The organism is Micromonospora xinjiangensis, assembly GCF_056150165.1.
On sequence record NZ_JAXCFO010000004.1, the window covers coordinates 549930 to 569869 of the forward strand.

21 protein-coding genes are annotated in these 19940 nt (G+C 72.5%); 15 read left to right on the top strand and 6 right to left on the bottom strand.

Going from position 1 to position 19940, the window contains the following annotated elements; genetic code table 11:
* The first annotated feature begins 11 nt into the window (after nt 1-11).
* From mmsA to SM573_RS17900, 4 genes are read left to right on the top strand one after another with little or no spacing between them, the layout of a single operon-like run.
* Nucleotides 12-1571, top strand: a complete 1560-nt coding sequence (gene mmsA, locus SM573_RS17885; protein WP_474609839.1) for a multiple monosaccharide ABC transporter ATP-binding protein — start codon at nt 12-14, stop codon at nt 1569-1571.
* Nucleotides 1568-2818 (top strand): multiple monosaccharide ABC transporter permease, encoded by a 1251-nt coding sequence (gene mmsB, locus SM573_RS17890; protein WP_474609838.1) that lies wholly within the window; start codon nt 1568-1570, stop codon nt 2816-2818. Before mmsA ends, mmsB begins: the two co-directional genes overlap by 4 nt.
* A 20-nt stretch (nt 2819-2838) precedes the next feature.
* The gene (locus SM573_RS17895; protein WP_474616622.1) at nt 2839-3636 is read left to right on the top strand and encodes a helix-turn-helix domain-containing protein; all 798 of its coding nucleotides are present in this window, start codon (nt 2839-2841) and stop codon (nt 3634-3636) included.
* 10 nt (nt 3637-3646) lie between these two features.
* Nucleotides 3647-4366 carry an SDR family oxidoreductase gene (locus tag SM573_RS17900; protein WP_474609836.1) on the top strand — a complete coding sequence of 240 codons (720 nt, stop codon included), beginning with the start codon at nt 3647-3649 and terminating at the stop codon, nt 4364-4366.
* Between the two features lie 31 nt (nt 4367-4397).
* On the opposite strand, the gene SM573_RS17905 is transcribed toward SM573_RS17900, so the two are convergent.
* Nucleotides 4398-5030, bottom strand: a complete 633-nt coding sequence (locus SM573_RS17905; protein ID WP_474616623.1) for a CG0192-related protein — start codon at nt 5028-5030, stop codon at nt 4398-4400.
* Nucleotides 5031-5099: 69 nt separating this feature from the next.
* Nucleotides 5100-6023 (bottom strand): LysR family transcriptional regulator, encoded by a 924-nt coding sequence (locus tag SM573_RS17910; RefSeq protein ID WP_474609834.1) that lies wholly within the window; start codon nt 6021-6023, stop codon nt 5100-5102.
* A 129-nt stretch (nt 6024-6152) separates the two neighbouring features.
* Here SM573_RS17910 and SM573_RS17915 point away from each other — a divergent pair, with 129 nt between their 5' ends.
* From SM573_RS17915 to SM573_RS17930, 4 genes are all read left to right on the top strand, one after another.
* The gene (locus tag SM573_RS17915; RefSeq protein WP_474616624.1) at nt 6153-6854 is read left to right on the top strand and encodes a type 1 glutamine amidotransferase domain-containing protein; all 702 of its coding nucleotides are present in this window, start codon (nt 6153-6155) and stop codon (nt 6852-6854) included.
* A gap of 98 nt (nt 6855-6952) precedes the next feature.
* The gene (locus tag SM573_RS17920) at nt 6953-8413 is read left to right on the top strand and encodes an MFS transporter (RefSeq protein WP_474616625.1); all 1461 of its coding nucleotides are present in this window, start codon (nt 6953-6955) and stop codon (nt 8411-8413) included.
* Between the two features lie 86 nt (nt 8414-8499).
* Entirely contained in the window at nt 8500-9294 is a 795-nt protein-coding gene (locus SM573_RS17925; RefSeq protein ID WP_474616626.1) for an SDR family NAD(P)-dependent oxidoreductase, read from the top strand.
* 65 nt (nt 9295-9359) lie between these two features.
* The gene (locus tag SM573_RS17930) at nt 9360-10340 is read left to right on the top strand and encodes an NAD(P)/FAD-dependent oxidoreductase (protein WP_474609830.1); all 981 of its coding nucleotides are present in this window, start codon (nt 9360-9362) and stop codon (nt 10338-10340) included.
* Between the two features lie 196 nt (nt 10341-10536).
* Here the strand turns inward: SM573_RS17930 and SM573_RS17935 are convergent, their stop codons facing one another.
* The gene (locus tag SM573_RS17935; protein WP_474616627.1) at nt 10537-11388 is read right to left on the bottom strand and encodes an ATP-dependent DNA ligase; all 852 of its coding nucleotides are present in this window, start codon (nt 11386-11388) and stop codon (nt 10537-10539) included.
* Nucleotides 11389-11523: 135 nt separating this feature from the next.
* A complete protein-coding gene (locus SM573_RS17940; RefSeq protein WP_474609828.1) occupies nt 11524-12123 on the bottom strand; it encodes a TetR/AcrR family transcriptional regulator in 600 nt (199 codons plus the stop codon).
* 91 nt (nt 12124-12214) lie between these two features.
* Here SM573_RS17940 and SM573_RS17945 point away from each other — a divergent pair, with 91 nt between their 5' ends.
* Nucleotides 12215-13183, top strand: coding sequence for an NADP-dependent oxidoreductase (locus SM573_RS17945; RefSeq protein ID WP_474609827.1), 969 nt, complete (start codon nt 12215-12217; stop codon nt 13181-13183).
* A 66-nt stretch (nt 13184-13249) separates the two neighbouring features.
* Nucleotides 13250-13612 carry a nuclear transport factor 2 family protein gene (locus SM573_RS17950; protein ID WP_474609826.1) on the top strand — a complete coding sequence of 121 codons (363 nt, stop codon included), beginning with the start codon at nt 13250-13252 and terminating at the stop codon, nt 13610-13612.
* Between the two features lie 61 nt (nt 13613-13673).
* On the opposite strand, the gene SM573_RS17955 is transcribed toward SM573_RS17950, so the two are convergent.
* Complete coding sequence (locus tag SM573_RS17955) at nt 13674-14048, bottom strand: DUF6262 family protein (RefSeq protein ID WP_474616714.1); 375 nt, start codon at nt 14046-14048, stop codon at nt 13674-13676.
* A gap of 5 nt (nt 14049-14053) precedes the next feature.
* Here SM573_RS17955 and SM573_RS17960 point away from each other — a divergent pair, with 5 nt between their 5' ends.
* Both SM573_RS17960 and SM573_RS17965 read left to right on the top strand, forming a co-directional pair.
* Nucleotides 14054-14419: a MarR family winged helix-turn-helix transcriptional regulator gene (locus SM573_RS17960; protein ID WP_474609825.1), complete on the top strand. Its 366-nt coding sequence runs from the start codon at nt 14054-14056 to the stop codon at nt 14417-14419.
* Nucleotides 14420-14560: 141 nt separating this feature from the next.
* Nucleotides 14561-15538, top strand: coding sequence for a LuxR C-terminal-related transcriptional regulator (locus tag SM573_RS17965; protein ID WP_474616628.1), 978 nt, complete (start codon nt 14561-14563; stop codon nt 15536-15538).
* Between the two features lie 47 nt (nt 15539-15585).
* Here SM573_RS17965 and SM573_RS17970 read toward each other — a convergent pair whose 3' ends face one another.
* Nucleotides 15586-16659, bottom strand: a complete 1074-nt coding sequence (locus tag SM573_RS17970; RefSeq protein ID WP_474616629.1) for a hypothetical protein — start codon at nt 16657-16659, stop codon at nt 15586-15588.
* 206 nt (nt 16660-16865) lie between these two features.
* Here SM573_RS17970 and SM573_RS17975 point away from each other — a divergent pair, with 206 nt between their 5' ends.
* The 3 genes from SM573_RS17975 (at nt 16866) to SM573_RS17985 (ending at nt 19774) form a co-directional block, all read left to right on the top strand.
* Nucleotides 16866-17504, top strand: a complete 639-nt coding sequence (locus SM573_RS17975) for a hypothetical protein (RefSeq protein WP_474616630.1) — start codon at nt 16866-16868, stop codon at nt 17502-17504.
* Nucleotides 17505-17846: 342 nt separating this feature from the next.
* Nucleotides 17847-18728, top strand: coding sequence for a peptidase M23 (locus SM573_RS17980; RefSeq protein ID WP_474609821.1), 882 nt, complete (start codon nt 17847-17849; stop codon nt 18726-18728).
* Between the two features lie 140 nt (nt 18729-18868).
* Nucleotides 18869-19774, top strand: coding sequence for an NAD-dependent epimerase/dehydratase family protein (locus tag SM573_RS17985; protein WP_474609820.1), 906 nt, complete (start codon nt 18869-18871; stop codon nt 19772-19774).
* Nucleotides 19775-19940: the final 166 nt, after the last annotated feature.

Here is a 19940-nt window from a genome sequence, read left to right on the forward strand (position 1 = left end):
GGACGGTGACGATGACCGACAGGACGGCCGCGACGGCCGACAACATCCTCGAGATGCGTCACATCACGAAGACCTTCCCCGGGGTGACGGCGCTCCAGGACGTCTCGCTCGCCGTGCGGCGCGGCGAGATCCACGCCATCTGCGGCGAGAACGGCGCGGGCAAGTCCACCCTCATGAAGGTGCTCTCCGGAGTCCACCCCACCGGGTCGTACGACGGCGAGATCGTCTTCGACGGCGCCCCGGTGCACTTCCGCGGCATCCGCGACAGCGAGGCACACGGGATCGTCATCATCCACCAGGAACTCGCCCTGGTGCCCCACCTGTCGATCGCCGAGAACATCTTCCTCGGCAACGAGCGCCGGGGCGCGGGCGGCCTCATCGACTGGAACCGGACCAACGCCGACGCGGCCGAACTGCTCGCCTCCGTCGGGCTGCGGGAGAACCCGGTCACTCCGATCATCCAGCTCGGCGTGGGCAAACAGCAGCTCGTCGAGATCGCCAAGGCGCTGTCGAAGAAGGTGCGCCTGCTCATCCTCGACGAGCCGACCGCCGCCCTCAACGACATCGACTCGGCGCACCTGCTCGACCTGCTGCGGCGACTGCGCGACGAGGGCGTCACCTGCATCATGATCTCGCACAAGCTCAACGAGATCACCTCGATCGCCGACTCCACCACGGTGATCCGGGACGGGCGGACCGTCGAGACCCTCGACATGGCCGCCCCGGAGGCGACGCAGGAACGGATCATCCGGGGCATGGTGGGGCGGGACCTGTCGACCTTCTACCCCGAGCGGGTGTCCTCACCCGGCGAGGAGGTGCTCCGCGTCGAAGGTTGGACCGTGCGCCACCCCACCCAGGACCGCCTGGTCGTCGACGGTGTCGACCTGACCGTCCGCGCGGGCGAGGTCGTCGGCATCGCCGGGCTCATGGGCGCCGGCCGCACCGAGCTGGCCATGAGCGTGTTCGGCCGGTCGTACGGGCGGCACGTCGCGGGCCGGCTGTTCGTCCGTGGCCGGGAGGTCCGGGCCCGCACGGTCGCCGAGGCCATCGAGAACGGCATCGCGTACGCCACCGAGGACCGCAAGCGCTTCGGGCTCAACCTCATCGACGACGTGCGCCGCAACATCTCGGCCGCCGCGCTCAAGCGGCTCGCCCGCCTCGGCTGGGTGAACGGCAACGAGGAGATCAAGGTCGCCGAGGACGGCCGGCGCGACATGAACATCAAGGCGCCGAGCGTCATGGCCGTCGTCGGCAAGCTCTCCGGCGGCAACCAGCAGAAGGTCGTCCTGTCGAAGTGGCTCTTCACCGACCCGGACGTCCTCATCCTCGACGAGCCCACGCGCGGCATCGACGTGGGCGCCAAGTTCGAGATCTACACGATCGTCAACCGGCTGGTCGCCGACGGCAAGGCGGTCGTCCTCATCTCCTCCGAACTGCCCGAGCTGCTCGGGATGTGCGACCGGATCTACACCCTCGCGGCCGGCCGGATCACCGGCGAGATGCCGGTCGGCGAGGCCACCCAGGAGAACCTCATGGAGCTCATGACGATGGACAGGGAGCTCGTCCGATGACCACCACCAAGCCGTCGGCGACCCCGCAGCGGGCGTCGTCCGACGACGGAGCCAGCGCCGCCCTGCACACCGGCACCAGCGATCCGCGCGCCCTGATCCTGGGCAACCTGCGCCAGAGCGGCATCTACATCGCGCTCGTCGTGATCGTGGCCCTCTTCGCGATCCTCACCGACGGTGTCTCGCTGAGCCCCGGCAACATCACGAACATCGTCCTGCAGTACTCGTACATCCTGGTCCTCGCCATCGGCATGGTCATCGTGATCATCGGCGGTCACATCGACCTGTCGGTGGGGTCGGTGGTCGCCCTGACCGGCGCGGTCTCCGCGGTGCTCGTCATCCGCGAGGGCTACCCGTGGTGGATCGGCATCCTCGCCGCGCTGGCCGTCGGGATCGCGGTCGGCGCCTGGCACGGCTTCTGGGTGGCGTACGCCGGCATCCCCGCGTTCATCGTCACTCTCGCCGGCATGCTCCTGTTCCGGGGTCTCACCCTGCGGGTGCTCGACAACATCTCGCTGTCGCCGTTCCCCTCGGAGTACCAGCGGGTCGCGGCCGGCTTCCTCAACGGGCTCCTCGGCGGCCAGGGCTACGACGCCTTCACCCTGCTCATCGGCGCGGTCGCGGTGGCGGGCTACGCGGTCAGCGTGTTCCGCACCCGGCTCGCCCGCGTCCGCTACCAGCAGCCCGTGGAGTCGTTCCCGCTCTTCGTGGCCCGGGTCGTGCTGGTGGGCGCGGTCATCATGTACTTCGCCTGGCAGTTGGCGCACGCGCGCGGTCTGCCGATCGTGCTGATCGTCCTCGCCGTCCTCGTGCTCGTCTACGGCCTCGTCACCCGACGCACGGTCTTCGGTCGCCGGGTGTACGCCATCGGCGGCAACCTCTCCGCGGCCACCCTCTCCGGCGTGAAGGTCCGCACCGTCAACTTCTGGATGTTCGTCAACATGGGCTTCCTGGCGGCGGTGGCCGGAGTCATCTACTCCTCCCGCTCCAACGGAGCGCAGCCGGCCGCGGGCAACATGTTCGAGCTCGACGCGATCGCGGCGGCGTTCATCGGGGGTGCGGCGGTCACCGGCGGCGTGGGAACCGTGGTGGGCGCGATGGTCGGCGGCCTCATCATGGCGGTGATGAGCAACGGCATGCAGCTCATGGGCGTCGACCAGTCCATGCAGTCGGTGGTGAAGGGGCTCGTCCTGCTCGTCGCCGTGGCCTTCGACGTGTACAACAAGCGCCGTGCCGGGGCGAGCCGCTGACGACGAGGCACCATGAGGGGGTGCTGCCACTGCTGCACTCCCTGCCGGCCGAGCCGTCACCCCGCTGCGGGGAGACGGCGAGCCGACTCGCCCACCGTGCCCTGCGCCCGTACGTCCTGGGCTACGGCGGCTTCCGCACCCTCCTCGACGGGCGGCTGCGACGCCGGATACTCCCGTTGACCGTCACCACGGTCATCGTGGACTTCGCCGGGCCGGGCGGCTGGGTGACCGGCCCGCGCAGCGTCCACGTCGTACACGAGTTGGCCGAGTGGCGGCACGGCGTGGCGATCGGGCTGACCCCCGCCGGGGTGGCCGCGCTGCTGGGCGTACCCGCGCCGGAGTTGGTCGGCGCGACGGTGCGCCCCGAGACGCTGCTCGGCCCCCGGGCGGGCGAGCTGGCCGACCGGCTGGGCTCGGCACCCGACTGGCCCACCCGGTTCGCGCTGCTGGACGCCCTCCTGAGCCGCTGGCTGCGGCCTGACCGGGCGGCGCACGACGCGGTGACCCGCGCCTGGTGGCGGCTCCAGCGGCCCGGGTGGACCGTCGGCGACGTGGCGGCCGACGTGGGCCTGACCCGGCGCGCCCTGGAGCTCGGGTTCCGGCGGCGCATCGGCATGTCACCCAAGACCGTGGCGCGCGTGGCCCGCCTCCAGCGCGCCGTGCACCGGCTCGGTCGGCCCGGCGCCGGGCTCGCCGTCGCGGCCGGGTGCGGGTACGCCGACCAGCCGCACTTCACCCGCGAGTGCCGCGCGATGACGGGCGTCACGCCGGGTGCGCTGTTCGCATTCCTTCAAGACCTGCGGGAGCCGGCCGGTTAGCGTCCCGGGCATGACGTTGCGCGGTAAGACGGCGGTGGTGACCGGAGGCTCGCGGGGGATCGGCCGGGCCGTCGTGCGGCGCCTCGCCCGGGACGGGGCGTCGGTCGTCTTCAGCTACCGGGAGAACACGACCGCCGCCGCGGCGCTGGCCGACGAGCTGGACGGGGTGACCGCCGTGCGCGCCGACCAGGCCGACCTGGGCACCCTCGACGCGCTGTTCGCGGCGGTGCCCGACGGCCTGGACATCCTGGTGAACAACGCCGCGATCAACCCGCGCGTCCCGCTCGCGGAGCTGACCGGCGAGGACTTCGACCGCGTCATGACGGCCAACACGAAGTACCCGGTGCTGGCCATGAGACGCGCCGCCGAGATGATGCGCGACCACGGCCGAATCATCACCATCTCGTCGCTCAACACCGTGGTGCCGGCGCCCGGTCACGCCCTCTACTGCGCGAGCAAGGCCGCTCTGGAACAGTTCACGGCGGTCGCCGCGCGCGAACTGGGCGGGCGGTCCATCACCGTCAACACGGTGTCGCCGGGCGCGACCGACACCGACCTGCTGCGCGAATCCAACCCGCCCGAGGCGTTGGCCCAGACGCCGGCCCTCACGGCGCTCGGCCGGCTCGGCCGCCCCGAGGACATCGCCGACGTCGTGGCGTTCCTGGCCGGGCCGGACGCGCGCTGGATCACCGGTCAGAACATCCGCGCCACGGGTGGGCTGCTGCTCTGAGCGACGACCGGGTGGGGCCGGACGCCGGCCGTCAGCGCAGCGTGACGTACGCCAGCGGCAGGGGAGTGGCCTGCCCCTGCCAGGTGCCGGTGAGCCGGTTCCCCGGCAGTCCGGTGTCGCCACCGAGCCGCCGGACCACGGCCAGCTCCACGGAGTCGGCGACGACGCGGGTCGGATCGCCGTTCTCGATCCGCTCGATCGCGCGGATCACGGGGAGGTCCGCCGGCCGGGTGCCGTCGCTGCCGATTCCCATGCTCGGCTCGCGGGACTCCCGCCGGCCGTCGACCTCGAAGTACTCCTCGGCCTGGCCGGTGCCGGCGAGGACCGCCTCGGCCAGGGCGGCCGCGTAGACCGGGTCGCCGCAGGCGTCGTACACCCAGCGCGGACCCAGCACCGAGTGTTCGCAGGTGCCGACGAGCCACGACTCGGCCCCGGCCAGCGGCGCGCCCCGGTAGGTCAGGGGCACGTGGTGGACGGGCCCGCCGCCGGCGGATACCAGCAAAGTCTCGATCCCGACCTCCCCGGCCGGATCGTCGAAGCGGTACGACGCGACCCGGTTCAGGTCCGCTCCCGCTTCACCCTGGAACCACGGGCGGCCCGGCAGCCAGGCGGCCAGGAGTTCGAGCTTCGTGGGGCGCAGTTCGGCCCGGTGTAGCAACGCCATACGGTGATCTTAGGGAGGGGCGGCGCGGGCGGCGGCAGCGGTGCGGCGGCCGGGACCACCCCCGCACGCTCACCAGTCGCGGGCGGCGCGCAGGATCGTGTCGCGGACCCGGGTCACCTCCGGCCCGAGCGCCGTGTTCGCCCGGTGAGCGATGAACCCGGTGTTGATGGGCGGGTCGTCGGTCTCCAGCAGGGCCACCAGGGCACCGCTGCCCAGTTCCCCGGCGCACAGGTAACGCGGCAGGACCGTGACGCCCGCGCCGGCCACGGCGGCCGCCAGCACGCCCCGCAGGTCGGGGACCACCAGGGCCGGTCGCGCGGCCAGGCGCTGCCGGAAGACGTGTCGCCAGTAGCGGCGGAGGATCGGCAGGTCCTCCGCGTAGCTGATCAGGGGCACGCCGTCGAGCGCCGCCGCGTCGGCCGCGCCGATGGGACCGAGACGGTCCCGCCACGTCGGCGCGGCCACCAGGACGAACTCCTCGTCCATCAGCGGGACGGCCAGGACGGACCGCCCACGCGGCCGGACCGCGGACAGGACGAGGTCGAAGCGACCGGCGCGCAGACCGTCGAGCAGGTCGTCGGCGAGCCCCGCGGTCACGTGGACCCGTACGCCCCGCGCGACGAGGGGCGCGAGGGCCGGAAGGACCCGGACGGCCACCATCTCCGCCGGACCGCCGAGCTGCACCGGCTCGGTCGGTGCCGTCGCGTCACGGTCCGCCACCAGGGCCAGCTCGTCCATCGGCGCCGAGATCCGCGCGGCCAGATCGTTGGCGACGGCGGTCGGGGCCACCCCGCGGGGCAGACGCTCGAACAGTTGGCGGTCCAGCTGCTGCTCCAGCGCGCGGATCTGGCCGGTCACCGTCGGCTGCGCCAGCCCCAGGCGGCGCGCGGCCTCGGTGAGGGACCCCGCGCGATAGACGGTCAGGAACGTGCGCAACTGGGTGAGGTCCAGCGGTCTGCCGGTCGCGGAGCCATCGGAATTCTTTGGGGCCATGCCAGCAATCCTATTGGTGGACTGAGCGCGCGCCGACCTAGCGTCGAGCCCGTCAACCGGCGCGGTGGCTCCGCGCCGACCGCCGGATCTCCGGGCCGAGGCCCGGGAACGAGTAACGGAGTACGCGAAGTGGCACAGATTCTGTTCGTCATGACGGGCGCCGACCACTGGACGCTGGCCGACGGGGGGAAGCACCCCACCGGGTTCTGGGCGGAGGAGTTCGCCGCCCCGTACCGGGCGCTCACCGACGCCGGCCACGAGGTGACCGTCGCCACCCCGGGCGGGGTGGTCCCCACCGTCGACCGGGTCAGCCTGACCCCGGAGATGAACGGCGGCCAGGAGGGCGCCGACGCCGTACGCGCGCTGCTCGACAGCGCCGCGCCGCTGCGCCGACCGGTCCCGCTCGCCGACGTCGACCCCGCCGACTACGCGGCGGTCTTCTACCCCGGGGGCCACGGCCCCATGGAGGACCTCTCCGCCGACCCGGAGTCCGCCCGGGTGATCACCGCGACCCTGAACTCCGGCAAACCCCTGGCACTGGTGTGCCACGGCGTCGCGGCGCTGCTCGCCACCGAGGGCCCCGACGGCCGCTCGCCGCTGCGCGGGTACCGCGTCACCGGATTCACCCGCACCGAGGAGGCGCAGACGGGCCTCGGCGACCGCGCGAAGTGGCTGTTGCAGGACCGGCTCGTCGCACTGGGCCTGCACTTCACCGAGAGCGCCGCATGGTCGTCGCACGTCGTGACCGACCGCAACCTCCTGACGGGGCAGAACCCCGGCTCCTCCGCCGAGTTGGCCGCCGCCCTGGGCGCCCGGCTCGGCGCGGTCTGACCCGGCGCGACCCTTACCCCCCGGCCCCGGGTGCGGGAACGTCCCGCGCGGGCGCACACCCGGGGGCCGGGCCCCCGAGCCCCGAAGGCCCATCCCTGATGACATCCGACGTACCTCCGAACCCCCGCTCCGCCGCACCGGCCCTGGTCGCGGTCCTCGCGCTCGGCGCGGTGACCGTGTCGATGATGCAGACCCTCGTCGTGCCGCTCCTCGGGGTGATCCAGCGTGATCTGCACGCCTCCCCGGCGGACGTCACGTGGCTCACCACCGGCACGCTCCTCGCGGCGGCCGTCAGCACACCGCTGGCCGGACGGCTCGGTGACCAGTACGGCGCCCGCCGGGTGTTGATCGGTGTCCTGGCGCTGGCCCTCGCCGGGTCCGTCATCGCCGCCGTCTCCGACACCCTGCCCTCGCTCGTCACGGCCCGGGCGATGCAGGGCTCGTCCACCGCGGTCTTCCCGCTCGCCCAGGCGGTGCTGCGGCGCGAACTGCCCGCCGGCCGGCTACCGGCCGGCATGGGAACGATCAGCGGCGCGCTGGCCGTCGGCAACGGCGTCGCGCTCGCTGGCGCGGGCCTGCTCGGCCGGGAGCCCGCCGCGGACTACCACCTCGTGTTCTGGCTCGCGGCGGCCGTGTGCGCGCTCGCCCTGGCCGGCACCGCCCTCGTGGTTCCCGCGACTGTGAGCGCCGGCGCGCGGCGCACGGACTGGCTCGGCGCGCTGCTCCTCGCGGCGGTGCTGACATCGCTGCTGTTGCCGCTGTCACGGAGCACCGACTGGGGCTGGTCCTCAGCGGCCGGTCTGGGCTGCCTCACCGGCGCCGTGGTGCTCGCCGCCGCGTGGGTCGCGGTGGAACGCCGACGGCCGGACCCGGTGGTGGACCTGTCGATCCTCGCCCGGCCCGCCGTGGCGCTGGCGAACCTCGCCGGTCTCCTCCTGGGATTTGCCATGTTCATGCAGTTCATCGGTGTCTCGGCGGTGGTCCAGATCCCCGCCGCGCCCGCCGGTTACGGTCTCGGGGCGAGCGTGTCGCAGGCCGCCGTCACCTACCTCCTGCCGCCCGCGGTGGCCTCGCTCGCCGCAGCCCGGATCGCCGGCGCGCTGGCCCGCCGGGTCGGACCACGCCGCACGCTCGCCGCCGGCGGTGCGGCCGGGGTGGTTGGCTTCGGAATTCTGTCCGCCGCCTTCACCGAGGCCGCCGGCGTGCTCACCGGCGGGGTGCTCGTGGGTGTCGCGGTGAGCTTCGGGTTCGCCACGCTGCCCGCCGTCCTGCACGAGGCTGTCCCGCTGACGCACACCGCCGCCGCCAACGGCGTGAACTCGGTCTTCCGCTCGGTCGGCAGCTCCCTCGCCAGCGCCCTGCTGGGTGCCCTGCTCGTCACCGGGGGCGCCGACCGTACGGGCGGCGCGTCGGCCGCCCCGCCCGAGCAGAGCCGGTTCACGCTCGCCTTCGCCCTGGCGGCCGTCGCCTTCGCGATCGTCGCCGGTGTCGCGCTGGTCGGACGCCGGCGTCGCCCACCGGCCGGGCGGCCCGACCCCGCCGCGCCCGCCGTGCCGTGAGCCGGGCGCCCGCGACTCCCTCGCCTCGCCCGCCGGGCGCTCATCCCACGCTGCCACGGCAGCGCACTCCACGAAAGGACCGGACGATGTCACTGATTCTGATCACCGGAGCCTCCGACGGCCTGGGCCGCGCGCTGGCCGAGGACCTCGCCGCGACCGGCGGGCACCAGCTCCTGCTGCACGGGCGGGACGCCGGGCGGCTCGCCGAGGTCGCCCGGGCCACCGGTGGCACCCCACTGCGCGCGGACTTCTCCTCTCTCGACGAGGTGAAGCGCCTCGCGGCGCACGTCGCCGGCGCGCACGCCAGCCTGGACGTCCTCGTCAACAACGCCGGCGTCGGCTTCCACGTGGACGGCACCACCCGACAGCTCTCCCGCGACGGCCACGAGCTGCGTCTCGCGGTGAACTACCTGGCGCCCGTGCTGCTCACCCGGGAACTGTTGCCGCTGCTGCACCGCGCGCCGGCCGCACGCGTGGTGAACGTCGCCTCGATCGGTCAGCAACCGATCGACTTCGACGACCCGCAGTTCGCGCACGACTTCAGCGAGCCGGCCGCGTACAGCCGATCGAAGCTCGCGCTGATCAGCCACACCATCGACCTGGCCGAGGAGCTCGCGGGCAGCGGCGTCACCGCCAACAGCGTCCACCCGGCGTCGTACATGCCGACGACCATGTCCAGCCGGACCGGCCTGGAGGTCGTCGACACCCTGGAGAAGGGGGTGTCCGCCGTGCGGCGGCTGGTCGACGGTGCCGACCTCGCGGGCGTGACCGGCCGTTACTTCGACAGCGGGCACGAGGCGCGCGCCGCGGACGAGGCCTACGATCCGCGCTTCCGGCGGCGGCTGCGCGCGCTGACGGCGGACCTGCTGGCCGGTCGCTGACCGCTCATTTTGCGGAAATAGCAACTTTCTTTGCGGTGTGAAGGTGTCCGGCGCACCGTGGACGCATGAATCAGATCTCTTGGGACGCCGCGGTGATCGGCGGCGGCGCCGCCGGCCTGAGCGCCGCGCTCACCCTCGGGCGAGCGCGGCGCCGGGTCGTGGTGCTCGACAGCGGCGCGCCGCGCAACCGGTTCGCCGCGCACATGCACGCTGTTCTCGGCCACGACGGCAAGCCGCCCGCGGACCTCCTCGCGGCGGGGCGGCGCGAGGTCGAGTCGTACGGTGGCACGATCCTGGACGCCGCGGCGGCGACCACCCGACGCGACGGCGACGGGTTCGCCGTCGAGACCGCCGACGGCGAGATCGTGCGGGCCCGCACGCTCCTGGTCGCGACCGGGGCCCGCGACGAGCTGCCCCACCTCGACGGCCTGGCCGAACGGTGGGGTCGCGGCGTGGCGGTGTGCCCGTACTGCGACGGCTACGAGGTGCGGGACCAGCGGATCGGGATCCTCGCCACCGGCCCGGGCAGCGTGTTCCAGGCCCAGCTGCTGCGGCAGTGGTCCGCCTCGATCACCTACCTGCCCGACGCGGTCGGCGTGCCCGACGAGGAGGCGCTCGCGGCGTTCGAGGCGCGCGGCATCCGGATCGAGGAAGGACCGGTGCGGCGTGTCGTCTCCCGCGACGACCGGCTTGTCGGGGTGGAGATGGCCGACGGCCGGCAGGTCGAGCTGGACGCCATCTTCACCATCCCGCGGCTGATCCCCCGCGACGAGCCCCTCCGGCAGCTCGGTGCCGACCGCACGGAGCACCCGTGGGGCTGGTTCGTGACCGTCGACGAGAGCGGCCGGACGAGCGTCGACGGCGTGTGGGCGGCCGGGAACGTGGTGAACGCCATGGCGAACGTGGCCATGTCGATCGGCGCGGGCGCGGCCGCCGCTGGCGCGCTGCACCACGCACTGGTCCTCGACGACATCCGGCTCGCCCTGGCCGATCGCGGGCGTGGTGCACCCCCAGCCGGCGGGTTCGCCGGTGCAGGGGCTGCGTGACCGGGTCGGCGTGCCGCTCGTCGTCGACGCCGGGCTTCTCCGCGACGAGCACCCGCGACCGGGCGCGGGCGCTCGTCGCGGACGGTGGCGCGGACTCCGCTGGGTCAGCTCGCCGCGGGCGACGGACGCCGCCGTGGCACGCCGGCGTTCGCGGACCCCGACCTCGTCACCGCCGCCCCGCCGTCACCGGGCGGTGTCACGGCTCGCCGAAGTAGCCCTCCTCCTCGCCGAGGAGCAGCGGCACGTCGTAGACCGACATGTCGAGCCGGGCCCTCGTGTACCGCACCCGGTGCCGCCATCGCTGGTGCTCGAAGGCCATGTCGGCGTCGATCTCCACCACCACGGTGGGATCCACCCGCGCGTACGGCAGCGGCTCCGCGTGGTCGAGCTGCCCGGACCAGGCCGCCGGCAGCGGCTCTGGCCAGGGATGTCCGCCGGCGCCGCGACGCGGCAGGCGCGGCGGGGACAGCAGCGCCCCCAGCTCGGCCCGCTGGTCGGCACCGAGCGGATGGGTCCGGCCGGTGTACCGCAGGGCCCCGCGCCGGTCGAAGCGACCCAGCAGGACGGTCTCCGGGTCGCCGATGCCGCCGGTCACCCCACCGACGATCGCCTCGGTGGTCACTCGCGTGCGGTACTTGGACCAGCCACGCCGGCCGGGTTCGTACCGACCGCCGCGTCGCTTGCTGACGACCCCCTCGATGCCCGTGGCGACGGTCCAGTGGGTCAGCCAGTCCGCCACCTGCCGCATGTCCGTCGTCTGTGGGGTGAGGGTGAGCTGGGTGGGGGCGCCGGCGAGCAACCGCTCCAGGCGGGCCCGCCGCTGGGACAGCGGGAGGTCCAGGATCGGCTGCCCGCCGGCGTCGGCGAGCAGGTCGAACAGGACATAGTGGGCGGGGCGCTCGTGCGTCACGCGCAGCAGTCCCCGCCCGGCCGTGACGCGGCGCTGGAGCTGCGCGAAGCTGGTGCGGCCGCGGTCCCACACGACGAGTTCGCCGTTTATCTCGGGTCGGCCAATCGGCTGGTGGCTCGTGCGGTGATGTTGCGTCATGGACATGTCCATGACGTTGCTTGCCAACGTGCTCAACCAGGTGCAACCGGCGGTCTCCGTTCCCCCGTAAGTGCGTTCAGCCGAGCGAACCCAGACGCGCCAGCAGCACCAGCGGTCAGACCCTGTGTTGCGGCGTCAAGGGGCGGCTGGCGGCGGGTGGGGCAGCGGGTGGGCCCCTTCTGGGCGTAGGCCGTCGAAGATGATGGCGAGGTATCGCCGCCAGAGGTCGGGAGGGGCGTCTGGCGCGTAGCTGGTGACGTAGTTGGGTGCGCACATCAGCAGGATGACGTCGGCGCCGGTGACGTCGGCTCGTACGGCGCCGTGCTCACGAGCCCGGTCGACAAGCTCGTGCACGATCCGGAACATCCGCTCGCGGGCCCTGATCACGTCCGCGTTCAGCTCGCCGGCTTCCTGCAGGAACGACAGGTCGCGTTGCCGTTGTTGGTCCGCGGCGACGGTGAGGAACTCCAGCAGCGCGGCGCCCGGGTCCGCCGCGTCGAGCAGCTGTTCGCCGACGGCGTTGAGCGCGCCAATCCGATCGAGGACGATCGCGGCGAGCAGGTCATCCTTCGTGGCGAAGTGACGGAACAGGGTGCCCTTGCCGAGACCGGCCCGGCGGGCGATGTCGGCGACCGAGACGTCAAGGCCACGCTCCGCGAACTCATCGGCGGCGGCTGCCAGTAGCAGCCGTCGGTTGCGGGCGGCGTCAGCACGCAACGGGCGGGTCGAGGTCACGTTGCCACCCTAACAAGTTGACCGCGCGGTCCGTTTATTGCTAGCTTCGCCACCAATAACATGACCGATCGGTCCGTTTATGGAGGAACGCATGAAGGCAGTTGTCGTGACCCGATACGGGCCGCCCGAGCAATACACCGTGGGAGATGTGCCGGTGCCCCAGCCTGGGCCGGGGCAGATCCAGGTCCGGATCGCCGCCGCCTCGATCAACCCGGCGGACGTCCGGCTGCCCAGCGGCGATTTCCGTGACGTCGTGCCACTGGAGTTCCCACACGTTCCGGGCAACGACTTCGCAGGCACGGTCAGCGAGGTCGGCGCGGGCGTGACGGCCTACCAGGTCGGCGACGAGATTTTCGGCCAGGCCGTGCCGCGGGCGCTGCGGGCGATGGCCGGTGCGACCCGGCCGTCGCTGAGCACCGGCTCACTGGCCGAGTACGCGGTCTTCGAGGCCGACACCCCATTCCTGGCGCACCGCCCGGCCGGCCTCGACATCGAACAGGCGGCCGCCCTGCCCACCGTCGGCCTGACCGCACGCGCGCTGATGGCCACTGCCAAGGTGAAACCCGGCGAAACCGCCCTGGTCATTGGCGCCACCGGCGGCGTCGGAACCGCGGTGATCCCGCTGCTCGCCGCCGCGAAGGCGCGGGTGATCGCCACCGCGACCGCCGCTGACGCTGGCATCCTCCGCGCTCTCGGCGCCGACAACACCATCGGGTACGCGGAATCCGAATACCCCTCCGACGTCGACATCGCGTTCAACCTGGTCCTGCCGAGTGACCACCTTGCCGGAGTCGCCGGCGTCATCCGCTCGGGTGGACGCCTCCTCACGATCACCTACCCGGTACCGCGGCAGGACTGGATCGGCCGCGACGACGTCGGTCTGCATTTCGTACTGGACATGGACGGCACCTTCGGCGGGATGCGCGAGGTCGGTGAACTGGCAATCCGCGGAGAACTACCGGCCACGATCGGCCGCCGCTACACCCTCAACCAGGGCGCTCAAGCATGCGTCGACTTCGTCCGCCGGCACACGACCGGGAAACTCGTCGTCACGATGTGAAACACACTGCCATCGGCGCTTCTCGCAATCCGATTACCCAGACAACACGCGCGACAGGACCCTCACGTGACAGCCGACATCCGCGAACTCCAGCGAGCATTCGACCACGCTGAATTGCACGCCGACACGGACCGTTTGAACGCCCTGCTGGCGGATGACTTCATGTCCATCGGCGAGCGGGGCTACCTGCTGGACAAACGGCAGTGGATCGACCGACACGCCGACTTCGCCTACCTGTCCCTGACGACAACCGAACTCGACGTACGTTGTTACGACCGCGCCGCGATCGTGCGCTGCGTCCAGCTCAGCCGGGCGACCTGGCGTGGTGAAGTGATGACACTGACAGTCCGCCTGAGCCAGACATGGATCGAACTACCCGACGGGTGGCGACTCGCCGGCATCCAGTTCAGTTCGCGCGACCCAGCCTGAACGACTCATCCGCAAACCCAAGCCGACGCAGCGCCGTGCGCGTGAGTGAAACCGCTGCTCATCACATAGGTGTGGTGCGTCCGGCGCGGCTATCGCGTAATTCCCCATGGGCAGCGGCAAGCAGTTCTCGGAGCTCGGCGACCTGCCGGGTGAGTTCCCGGTTGCGGCGGTGCGCCGTCTCAAGGCGGCGGACCAGGCTGGCTTCGCTCGTGCGCTGACGGGTGGGGACGGCGACGCCAGTGGATCGGTTGTTGATATCGCGTAGCCGTTCCACTGCTGCTCGGACGTCAGGCTGGCTGTATAGCCGGGCCCGGCTGACCTTCGCCGCCGCGGCGACCTTGGCGTAGGTGACGGGCTCGCCGGTGGTTTCGAACTGGCGCAGTGCTGTGCGGGCACGGGCGAGGGTTTGCTCGTGTCGTCGGCGCGCTGCCGCGATGCGCGGTGGAGGAGCACCCGGGCATCGGCACCGGCGGGGTCGCGGAGCGGCTCCAGCTCGTGCCGAACACGGTGTCCACGATCGTGGGGGAGCTGGTCACGGCGGGGCTGCTGACCCGGGTACGGGACGAGACCGACCGTCGGGTCGCCCGCCTGCACCTGACCGCGGCGGCCGAGGACCGGCTGGCGCGGTGGGGGAGGGCCCGCGAGGAGGTGCTGTCGGCGGCGTTGGCGCGTCTGGAGGAGGCCGAGCGGGACGCGATCCGCCAGGCCCTGCCGGCCGTACGCCGGCTGCTGACGGTCCTCGACGAGGGCGCGCCGGGCCAGCCGGACCGGGGCCGGAGCGGTCGTCAGGACCGTCCCGTCTCCTGAGGGTGCCGGCGCGGGCCGGCCTGGCGGGCGAGGCGAGGGCCCGCGCAGCGCCGGATCGCGGTGTGGATCAATGTCGGCTAGCATCGACCGATCGTCTTCACGCCATCGGCGGGAACATGTCAGCCTCGGGGAGCGGTGGCGGTGGATCTCGAACCGTTGGGCCTGACGGCCGACGAGACGTCGCTCTACCTTCTGCTGGTGGACCGGCCGGCGGTGACCGCCGCCGAGCTGGCCGCGAGCTGGAGCCCGGCCTCGGCCGGCTCCACCGCCGCCGTGCTGGCGGCACTGGAGGCCAAGGGACTGGTCACCACGTTGGCCGGGCTGCCGACGCGGCACACCGCGGTGGCCCCCGACGTCGCGCTCGACAACCTGGCCCGGGTGCGGGAGCAGGAGATCGCGAAGGCCCGCGCCCTCGCCGGCAAGCTCGCCGATCGGTGGCGCCGGGCGGGACGCGCCACCGCGCCCGCCGAACTCATCGAGATCGCGGTGGGCCGCGGCGCCAGCCTGCAACGCTTCGAGCAGATCCAGCGGACCTCCAGCGAGGTCCTGATCATCGACGCGCCGCCGTACGCGAGCGACGAGCCGGGGAACCCACTGGAGAGCCAGCTGCTCGCGGAGGGGACGACGAGCTACCGCTGCCTCTACGACCACACCGCCCTCAACGTGCCCGGCAAGTACGAGGCGATCCGCACCCTCATCGACGCCGGCGAGGTGGCCCGGGTGATCCGGGGGATACCGCTGAAGATGGTGATCGGCGACCGGCGGATCGCGATGCTGCCCATGGAGACCGCGCCGGAGGCCATCTCGGTCGCCGCCGTCATCCACCCGTCGTCCCTGCTGGACTCGCTGTGCCTGCTGTTCGAGACGCTCTGGCAGCAGGCCACGCCGCTCGCCCCGAAACCGGCGACGAGGACGTCACAGGCCGGGTCCCGCCTCGACCCGGAGGACCAGGAGGTGGTCCACCTGCTGGTCACCGGGCTGACCGACAAGGCGATCGCCCGCCAGCTCGCCCTGGCTGAACGGACCGTGCAGCGGCGGGTGCACCGGATCATGCAGGCCTACGGGGTCCACAACCGGCTCCAGCTCGGCATCCGGCTGAGCCAGGAGGGGTGGGCGTGAGGCCGGGCGGGGGCGTGGCCGGACGGGCCACGCCCCCGCCGCGCCGGTCAGTCGACGACGGGCGGTGCGGTCCGGGCCGCCTCCGCGAGGGCGGCCGCGGCACCGGCGTACGGGTTGTAGGTGTAGCTGCGGGCGAGGCCCGCCGGGACGGTGAAGTACTCGGCGGACAGCTTCGCCGGGTCGCTGGCGATCTCACCGCGGGCCGGCAGGTCGTTGCCGTCGTCCCAGCCCCAGGGGGCGTTGGCGGAGTTGGTGGAGCAGCTCCACGTGCCGGATCCGCAGTCGCCCGAGGTGTCGCCGGCGAACGTGCCGAGGCCGGCGAAGAGGGTCGAGTTCGATCGCTGCGCCCACAGGCCGTCCGCGGCGAAGATGTCGATCAGCTCGTACCGCACGTCCCGGTCGTTGCCGTCGCTCGGCGTCTCGGCCACGGTTGACGGGTAGTAGACCAGGCCGTCGCCGTTGATCGTGTACTGCGGGTACGCCTTCAGGCCGTGGCCCTGTGCCTCCTGCGCGGTCACCGGATGAGTGAACGCGTCGTGCGGTGACGGCTGGAACTGGAGGGTGCCGTCGACGGACTCCCGCCCCGAGGCCCAGGTGCTGCCGCTGGGCGTGTAGGAGTAGAAGTCGCTGTGCGCCACGGTGACGGCCGCGCGCAGGACGCCGTACGTGGAGCCGTCCCGTTCGATCGCGAGCAGCACGCCCTCACCGTCGTTCTCGTGCTCGGTCTCGAAGAACGGGTGGTCGGTCCAGTCCCGCGGGTGGAAGAACAGGTACGTGATGTACCAGTGGGTGCTGGTCTCGACGACGGAGTAGTACGCGTGCGCCGCGAGCGACGTGCCGGCCTGACCGGCGCGGTCCCAGTTGTTGCGTCCGTTCAGGTCGCCGTCGAAGTCGACCTTCGTGATGTAGTCGGCCCGGCCGCCCAGGGCGTGGGCGCCGGTCGCGTCGACGTCCTGGTAGTGGATGGGCGCCCAGCGGAGGGCGAGGTCGGCCCGGCTGACGGCGGCGCTCGCCGGCGCGGGTGCGGCGACCGGCGTCACCGCCAGCACCGTCGCGGCGCCGGCCGCCGCCAGCGCCCTCACCACCCGGCGGCGCCGGGACGTCCTGTTCTTGTCGAGCATGTGCGCTCCTCGTCCGAGGGATCGATGGACTGCGATGGATTATCGCGGTCCCGGACGCCCGGTCCGTGTCCGTACGGCGACGGGAACATAGATGGCATTCGACAGGAGGGATCGACGGTGGGCACTCGTCTCCGGGAGAACCCTGGCACCGGTTCCCGGGTTTTCTCCGATGACGGTCGGGCCCGGCCGCGGGGACGATCGGACGCATGGTCAAGCGCTGGCGTCAACTCACGGTGTGGCTGCACATCCTCACCTCGGTCGGGTGGATGGCGCAGGCCATGACGCTGTGCGTGCTGCTCGCCGTCGGGTTCGCCGCGGACGACCTGGCCGTGCGTGACGCGGCGACCTCGATGGCACACCATGTCGACGGCCGCCTGCTCGCCCCGATGGCCGGCGTCTCGGCCTGCACCGGCATCGTTCTCGCCGCGGCCACGCCCTGGGGCTTCTTCGTGCACTGGTGGGTGCTGATCAAGTTCGCGATCAGCATGGTCCAGGTCTACCTCGGCATCTTCGTGCTGTCGCCGACGCTGACGGAGTCGATGACCGCCGGGCCCTCGCTGCGCCTCGTCGTCGGCACGGCGCTGATGGCCGGCGCGATCGCGTTCCAGGGGTGGCTGTCCGTACGCAAGCCGTGGGGCACCGTCCGCGAGGGCCGACGGGCCGTGGCGGGGACCGGGCCGCGCTGGGTCTTCGTCGCCGCCGTCCTCGGCGGGATCGCCGAGTTGACGCTCGCCCTCGTCCTGGGCCACCCGATGCCGCTGCTGTCCCTGATCCTGATCATCGTGGTCCTGTCCTGCCGGCGCCGCTGGGCCGGGTCCCGGCGGCCCAGGCCGGTACCGGCGTGAAGGTGGACGGATCGCCACCGTGCCGGCAAATGATCACCGTTCAGAACGAGCGCCCATTGCCGGGCGAATGCCACGATCTACGGACGAGACCCTCCCGAAAGAGGGAATCGGACTTCACCCGAAAGGGTGAGTTAGTGGATCACCGTGTGGCCTCCGGTCTTCCGTGCCCTTCCTGCCCGCGGCGACGCCCGGGAACGCCGATGGGTTATTCGCCCTGATCGTGAGGGTCGTCCCCGGCGTCGGCGGCCTGGCCCCGGGACTCCCGTTGTGGCGGCGGAAAGTGTGACACCTCCCACCCCATCACCCCGGGTCACGGCGGTTACTCCTGTCTAGCCTCGTCGAATGCGTAACGACGGCAACCTCGACGACCCCCAGGGCCCCGGCACCCCGGCTGACCGTTCGGACGACACGACCTCCACCGATCGGCCGGCGAGCGTGTTTCCGCCCCGGCTCTCGGTCGGATCGCTCCGCACCCGCCTCGCCCGCCTGGGCGACCGCCTCATCGCCCGTCCCCGCCGCAACCGGATGACCGTCGCCACCGGCGCGGTCTGCTGCCTCGGCCTGGTCGGCGTCACCCTGATCGGCGCGGACCCCGTTGGCCGGTCCGCCACCCCCGACCAGCGCGCCGAGATCGCCCAGCGCGCGGAGGCCGACGCCGCCTCCCGGGGGCTGTCCCGGCAGCCCGTGGACCCGACCTCCGCCCCCGCCACCACGGCCCCGGTGCCCTCCTCCTCGCCGGCCGCGAAGCCCACCGCCAAGAAGAAGACGACCCCCAAGCGCAAGCGGATCCTTCCCGTGGCCGGCCTGGACCAGGCCCAGATGAACAACGCGAAGACGATCGTCCGCACCGGTCGCGAGATGGGCGTGCCCCGGCGCGCGCTGGTCATCGCGGTGGCGACCGCGATGCAGGAGAGCAACCTCTACAACTACGCCAGCGGCGTGCTGCCCGAGTCGCAGAACTACCCCCACCAGGCCATCGGCTGGGACCACGACTCGGTCGGGCTCTTCCAGCAGCGTCCGAGCTCCGGCTGGGGCAGCGTCGAGGACCTGATGGACCCGGCGTACGCCACCCGACAGTTCCTCGCCGCGCTGGAGCAGGTGCCCGGCTGGCAGGACCTCCCGCTGACCGACGCGGCCCAGGCCGTGCAGGTGTCGGCGTTCGGCTGGCTGTACGCCCAGCACGAGTGGCGCGCCACCGAGGTGGTCGACGCCATCCTCGCCTGAGCCGGCCGGTCGCGTCCGCGCTCGTCGCGCCCTCCCCGGACCGGGGGTGTCGCGGAGGCCGGCCGCGGGACGCGACCCGTCGCGTCGCCGCACCGGAGGCCGGGTTCCCGTCGCCGGGTGACGGGAGCGAGGATGTGACCATGAGCGAAGCGATCTCCGCGCGTCCTCGGCGCGTCGTCGTCACCGGGGCCACCGGCAAACTCGGTCGCGCCGTGGTGGCGCACCTGCGCGACGTCGGCGTCGACGTGCTCGCGGTGGACCGCGCCGCCGGGCGCGATCCCCGCGACGTCGACGGCGAGTTCCTCCTCGTCGACCTCACCGACTACGGACAGGTGGTCGAGGCGTTCACCGGCGGCGTCGACGAACATGGTGGCGGTATCGACGCGGTCGTGCACCTGGCGGCCGTCCCGGCACCGGGGCTGCTCTCCAACGCCTCGACCTTCGCGAACAACTCCGCGGCCACGTACAACACCTTCGCCGCGGCCCGGGCGGCGGGCATCAAGCGGGTGGTGTGGGCGTCGAGCGAGACGGTGCTCGGGCTGCCGTTCGACACCCCACCGCCGTACGCGCCGGTGGACGAGGAGTACCCGCCGCGCCCGGAGTCCACCTATGCGCTCAACAAGGTGCTCGAGGAGGAGATGGCGCGGCAGTTCTGCCGCTGGGACCCGGAGCTGGTCATGGTCGGCCTGCGCTTCTCCAACGTCATGGACGTCGAGGACTACGCGCGGTTCCCGTCCTTCGACGCCGACCCTCGGCTGCGTCGATGGAACCTGTGGGGCTACATCGACGCCCGTGACGGCGCGCAGGCGGTCGAGCGGGCGCTCGCGTACGACCGGCCCGGGGCCGAGGTGTTCATCATCGCCAACGCGGACACGGTCATGAGCCGGTCCAGCGCCGACCTCATGGCCGAGGTGTACCCCGGTGTCGAGATCCGCAAGGATCTCGGCGAGCACGAGACCCTGCTCAGCATCGGCAAGGCCCGCCGGATGCTGGGCTACGAGCCCCGGCACTCGTGGCGCGACCACGTGCGCGAGGACGCGCGGTAGCTCCGCTCCCGAGCCGTGAGCCGCTACCGGCAGGCTCAGGATCCGGCGCCCGCCGGCGCCCTCGGGGGCGCACCGGTCGGGTGACCGGCGCCGTGGCCCGGTTCGTCCACACCGGCCGGACGCCGTCCGGTGTGGACGACCGCGGCTGACCGCGTGCGCCGGCAGG

What these genes read in the sequence shown, in the direction of transcription:
- SM573_RS17930 (WP_474609830.1), top strand. Translation starts at nt 9,360, where the DNA reads ATGAATCAGATCTCTTGGGACGCCGCGGTGATCGGCGGCGGCGCCGCC.
- SM573_RS17900 (WP_474609836.1), top strand. Translation starts at nt 3,647, where the DNA reads ATGACGTTGCGCGGTAAGACGGCGGTGGTGACCGGAGGCTCGCGGGGG.
- SM573_RS17920 (WP_474616625.1), top strand. Translation starts at nt 6,953, where the DNA reads ATGACATCCGACGTACCTCCGAACCCCCGCTCCGCCGCACCGGCCCTG.
- SM573_RS17980 (WP_474609821.1), top strand. Translation starts at nt 17,847, where the DNA reads ATGCGTAACGACGGCAACCTCGACGACCCCCAGGGCCCCGGCACCCCG.
- mmsB (WP_474609838.1), top strand. Translation starts at nt 1,568, where the DNA reads ATGACCACCACCAAGCCGTCGGCGACCCCGCAGCGGGCGTCGTCCGAC.
- SM573_RS17975 (WP_474616630.1), top strand. Translation starts at nt 16,866, where the DNA reads ATGGTCAAGCGCTGGCGTCAACTCACGGTGTGGCTGCACATCCTCACC.
- SM573_RS17985 (WP_474609820.1), top strand. Translation starts at nt 18,869, where the DNA reads ATGAGCGAAGCGATCTCCGCGCGTCCTCGGCGCGTCGTCGTCACCGGG.
- SM573_RS17935 (WP_474616627.1), bottom strand. Translation starts at nt 11,388, where the DNA reads ATGACGCAACATCACCGCACGAGCCACCAGCCGATTGGCCGACCCGAG.
- mmsA (WP_474609839.1), top strand. Translation starts at nt 12, where the DNA reads ATGACCGACAGGACGGCCGCGACGGCCGACAACATCCTCGAGATGCGT.
- SM573_RS17945 (WP_474609827.1), top strand. Translation starts at nt 12,215, where the DNA reads ATGAAGGCAGTTGTCGTGACCCGATACGGGCCGCCCGAGCAATACACC.
- SM573_RS17905 (WP_474616623.1), bottom strand. Translation starts at nt 5,030, where the DNA reads ATGGCGTTGCTACACCGGGCCGAACTGCGCCCCACGAAGCTCGAACTC.
- SM573_RS17910 (WP_474609834.1), bottom strand. Translation starts at nt 6,023, where the DNA reads ATGGCCCCAAAGAATTCCGATGGCTCCGCGACCGGCAGACCGCTGGAC.
- SM573_RS17925 (WP_474616626.1), top strand. Translation starts at nt 8,500, where the DNA reads ATGTCACTGATTCTGATCACCGGAGCCTCCGACGGCCTGGGCCGCGCG.
- SM573_RS17970 (WP_474616629.1), bottom strand. Translation starts at nt 16,659, where the DNA reads ATGCTCGACAAGAACAGGACGTCCCGGCGCCGCCGGGTGGTGAGGGCG.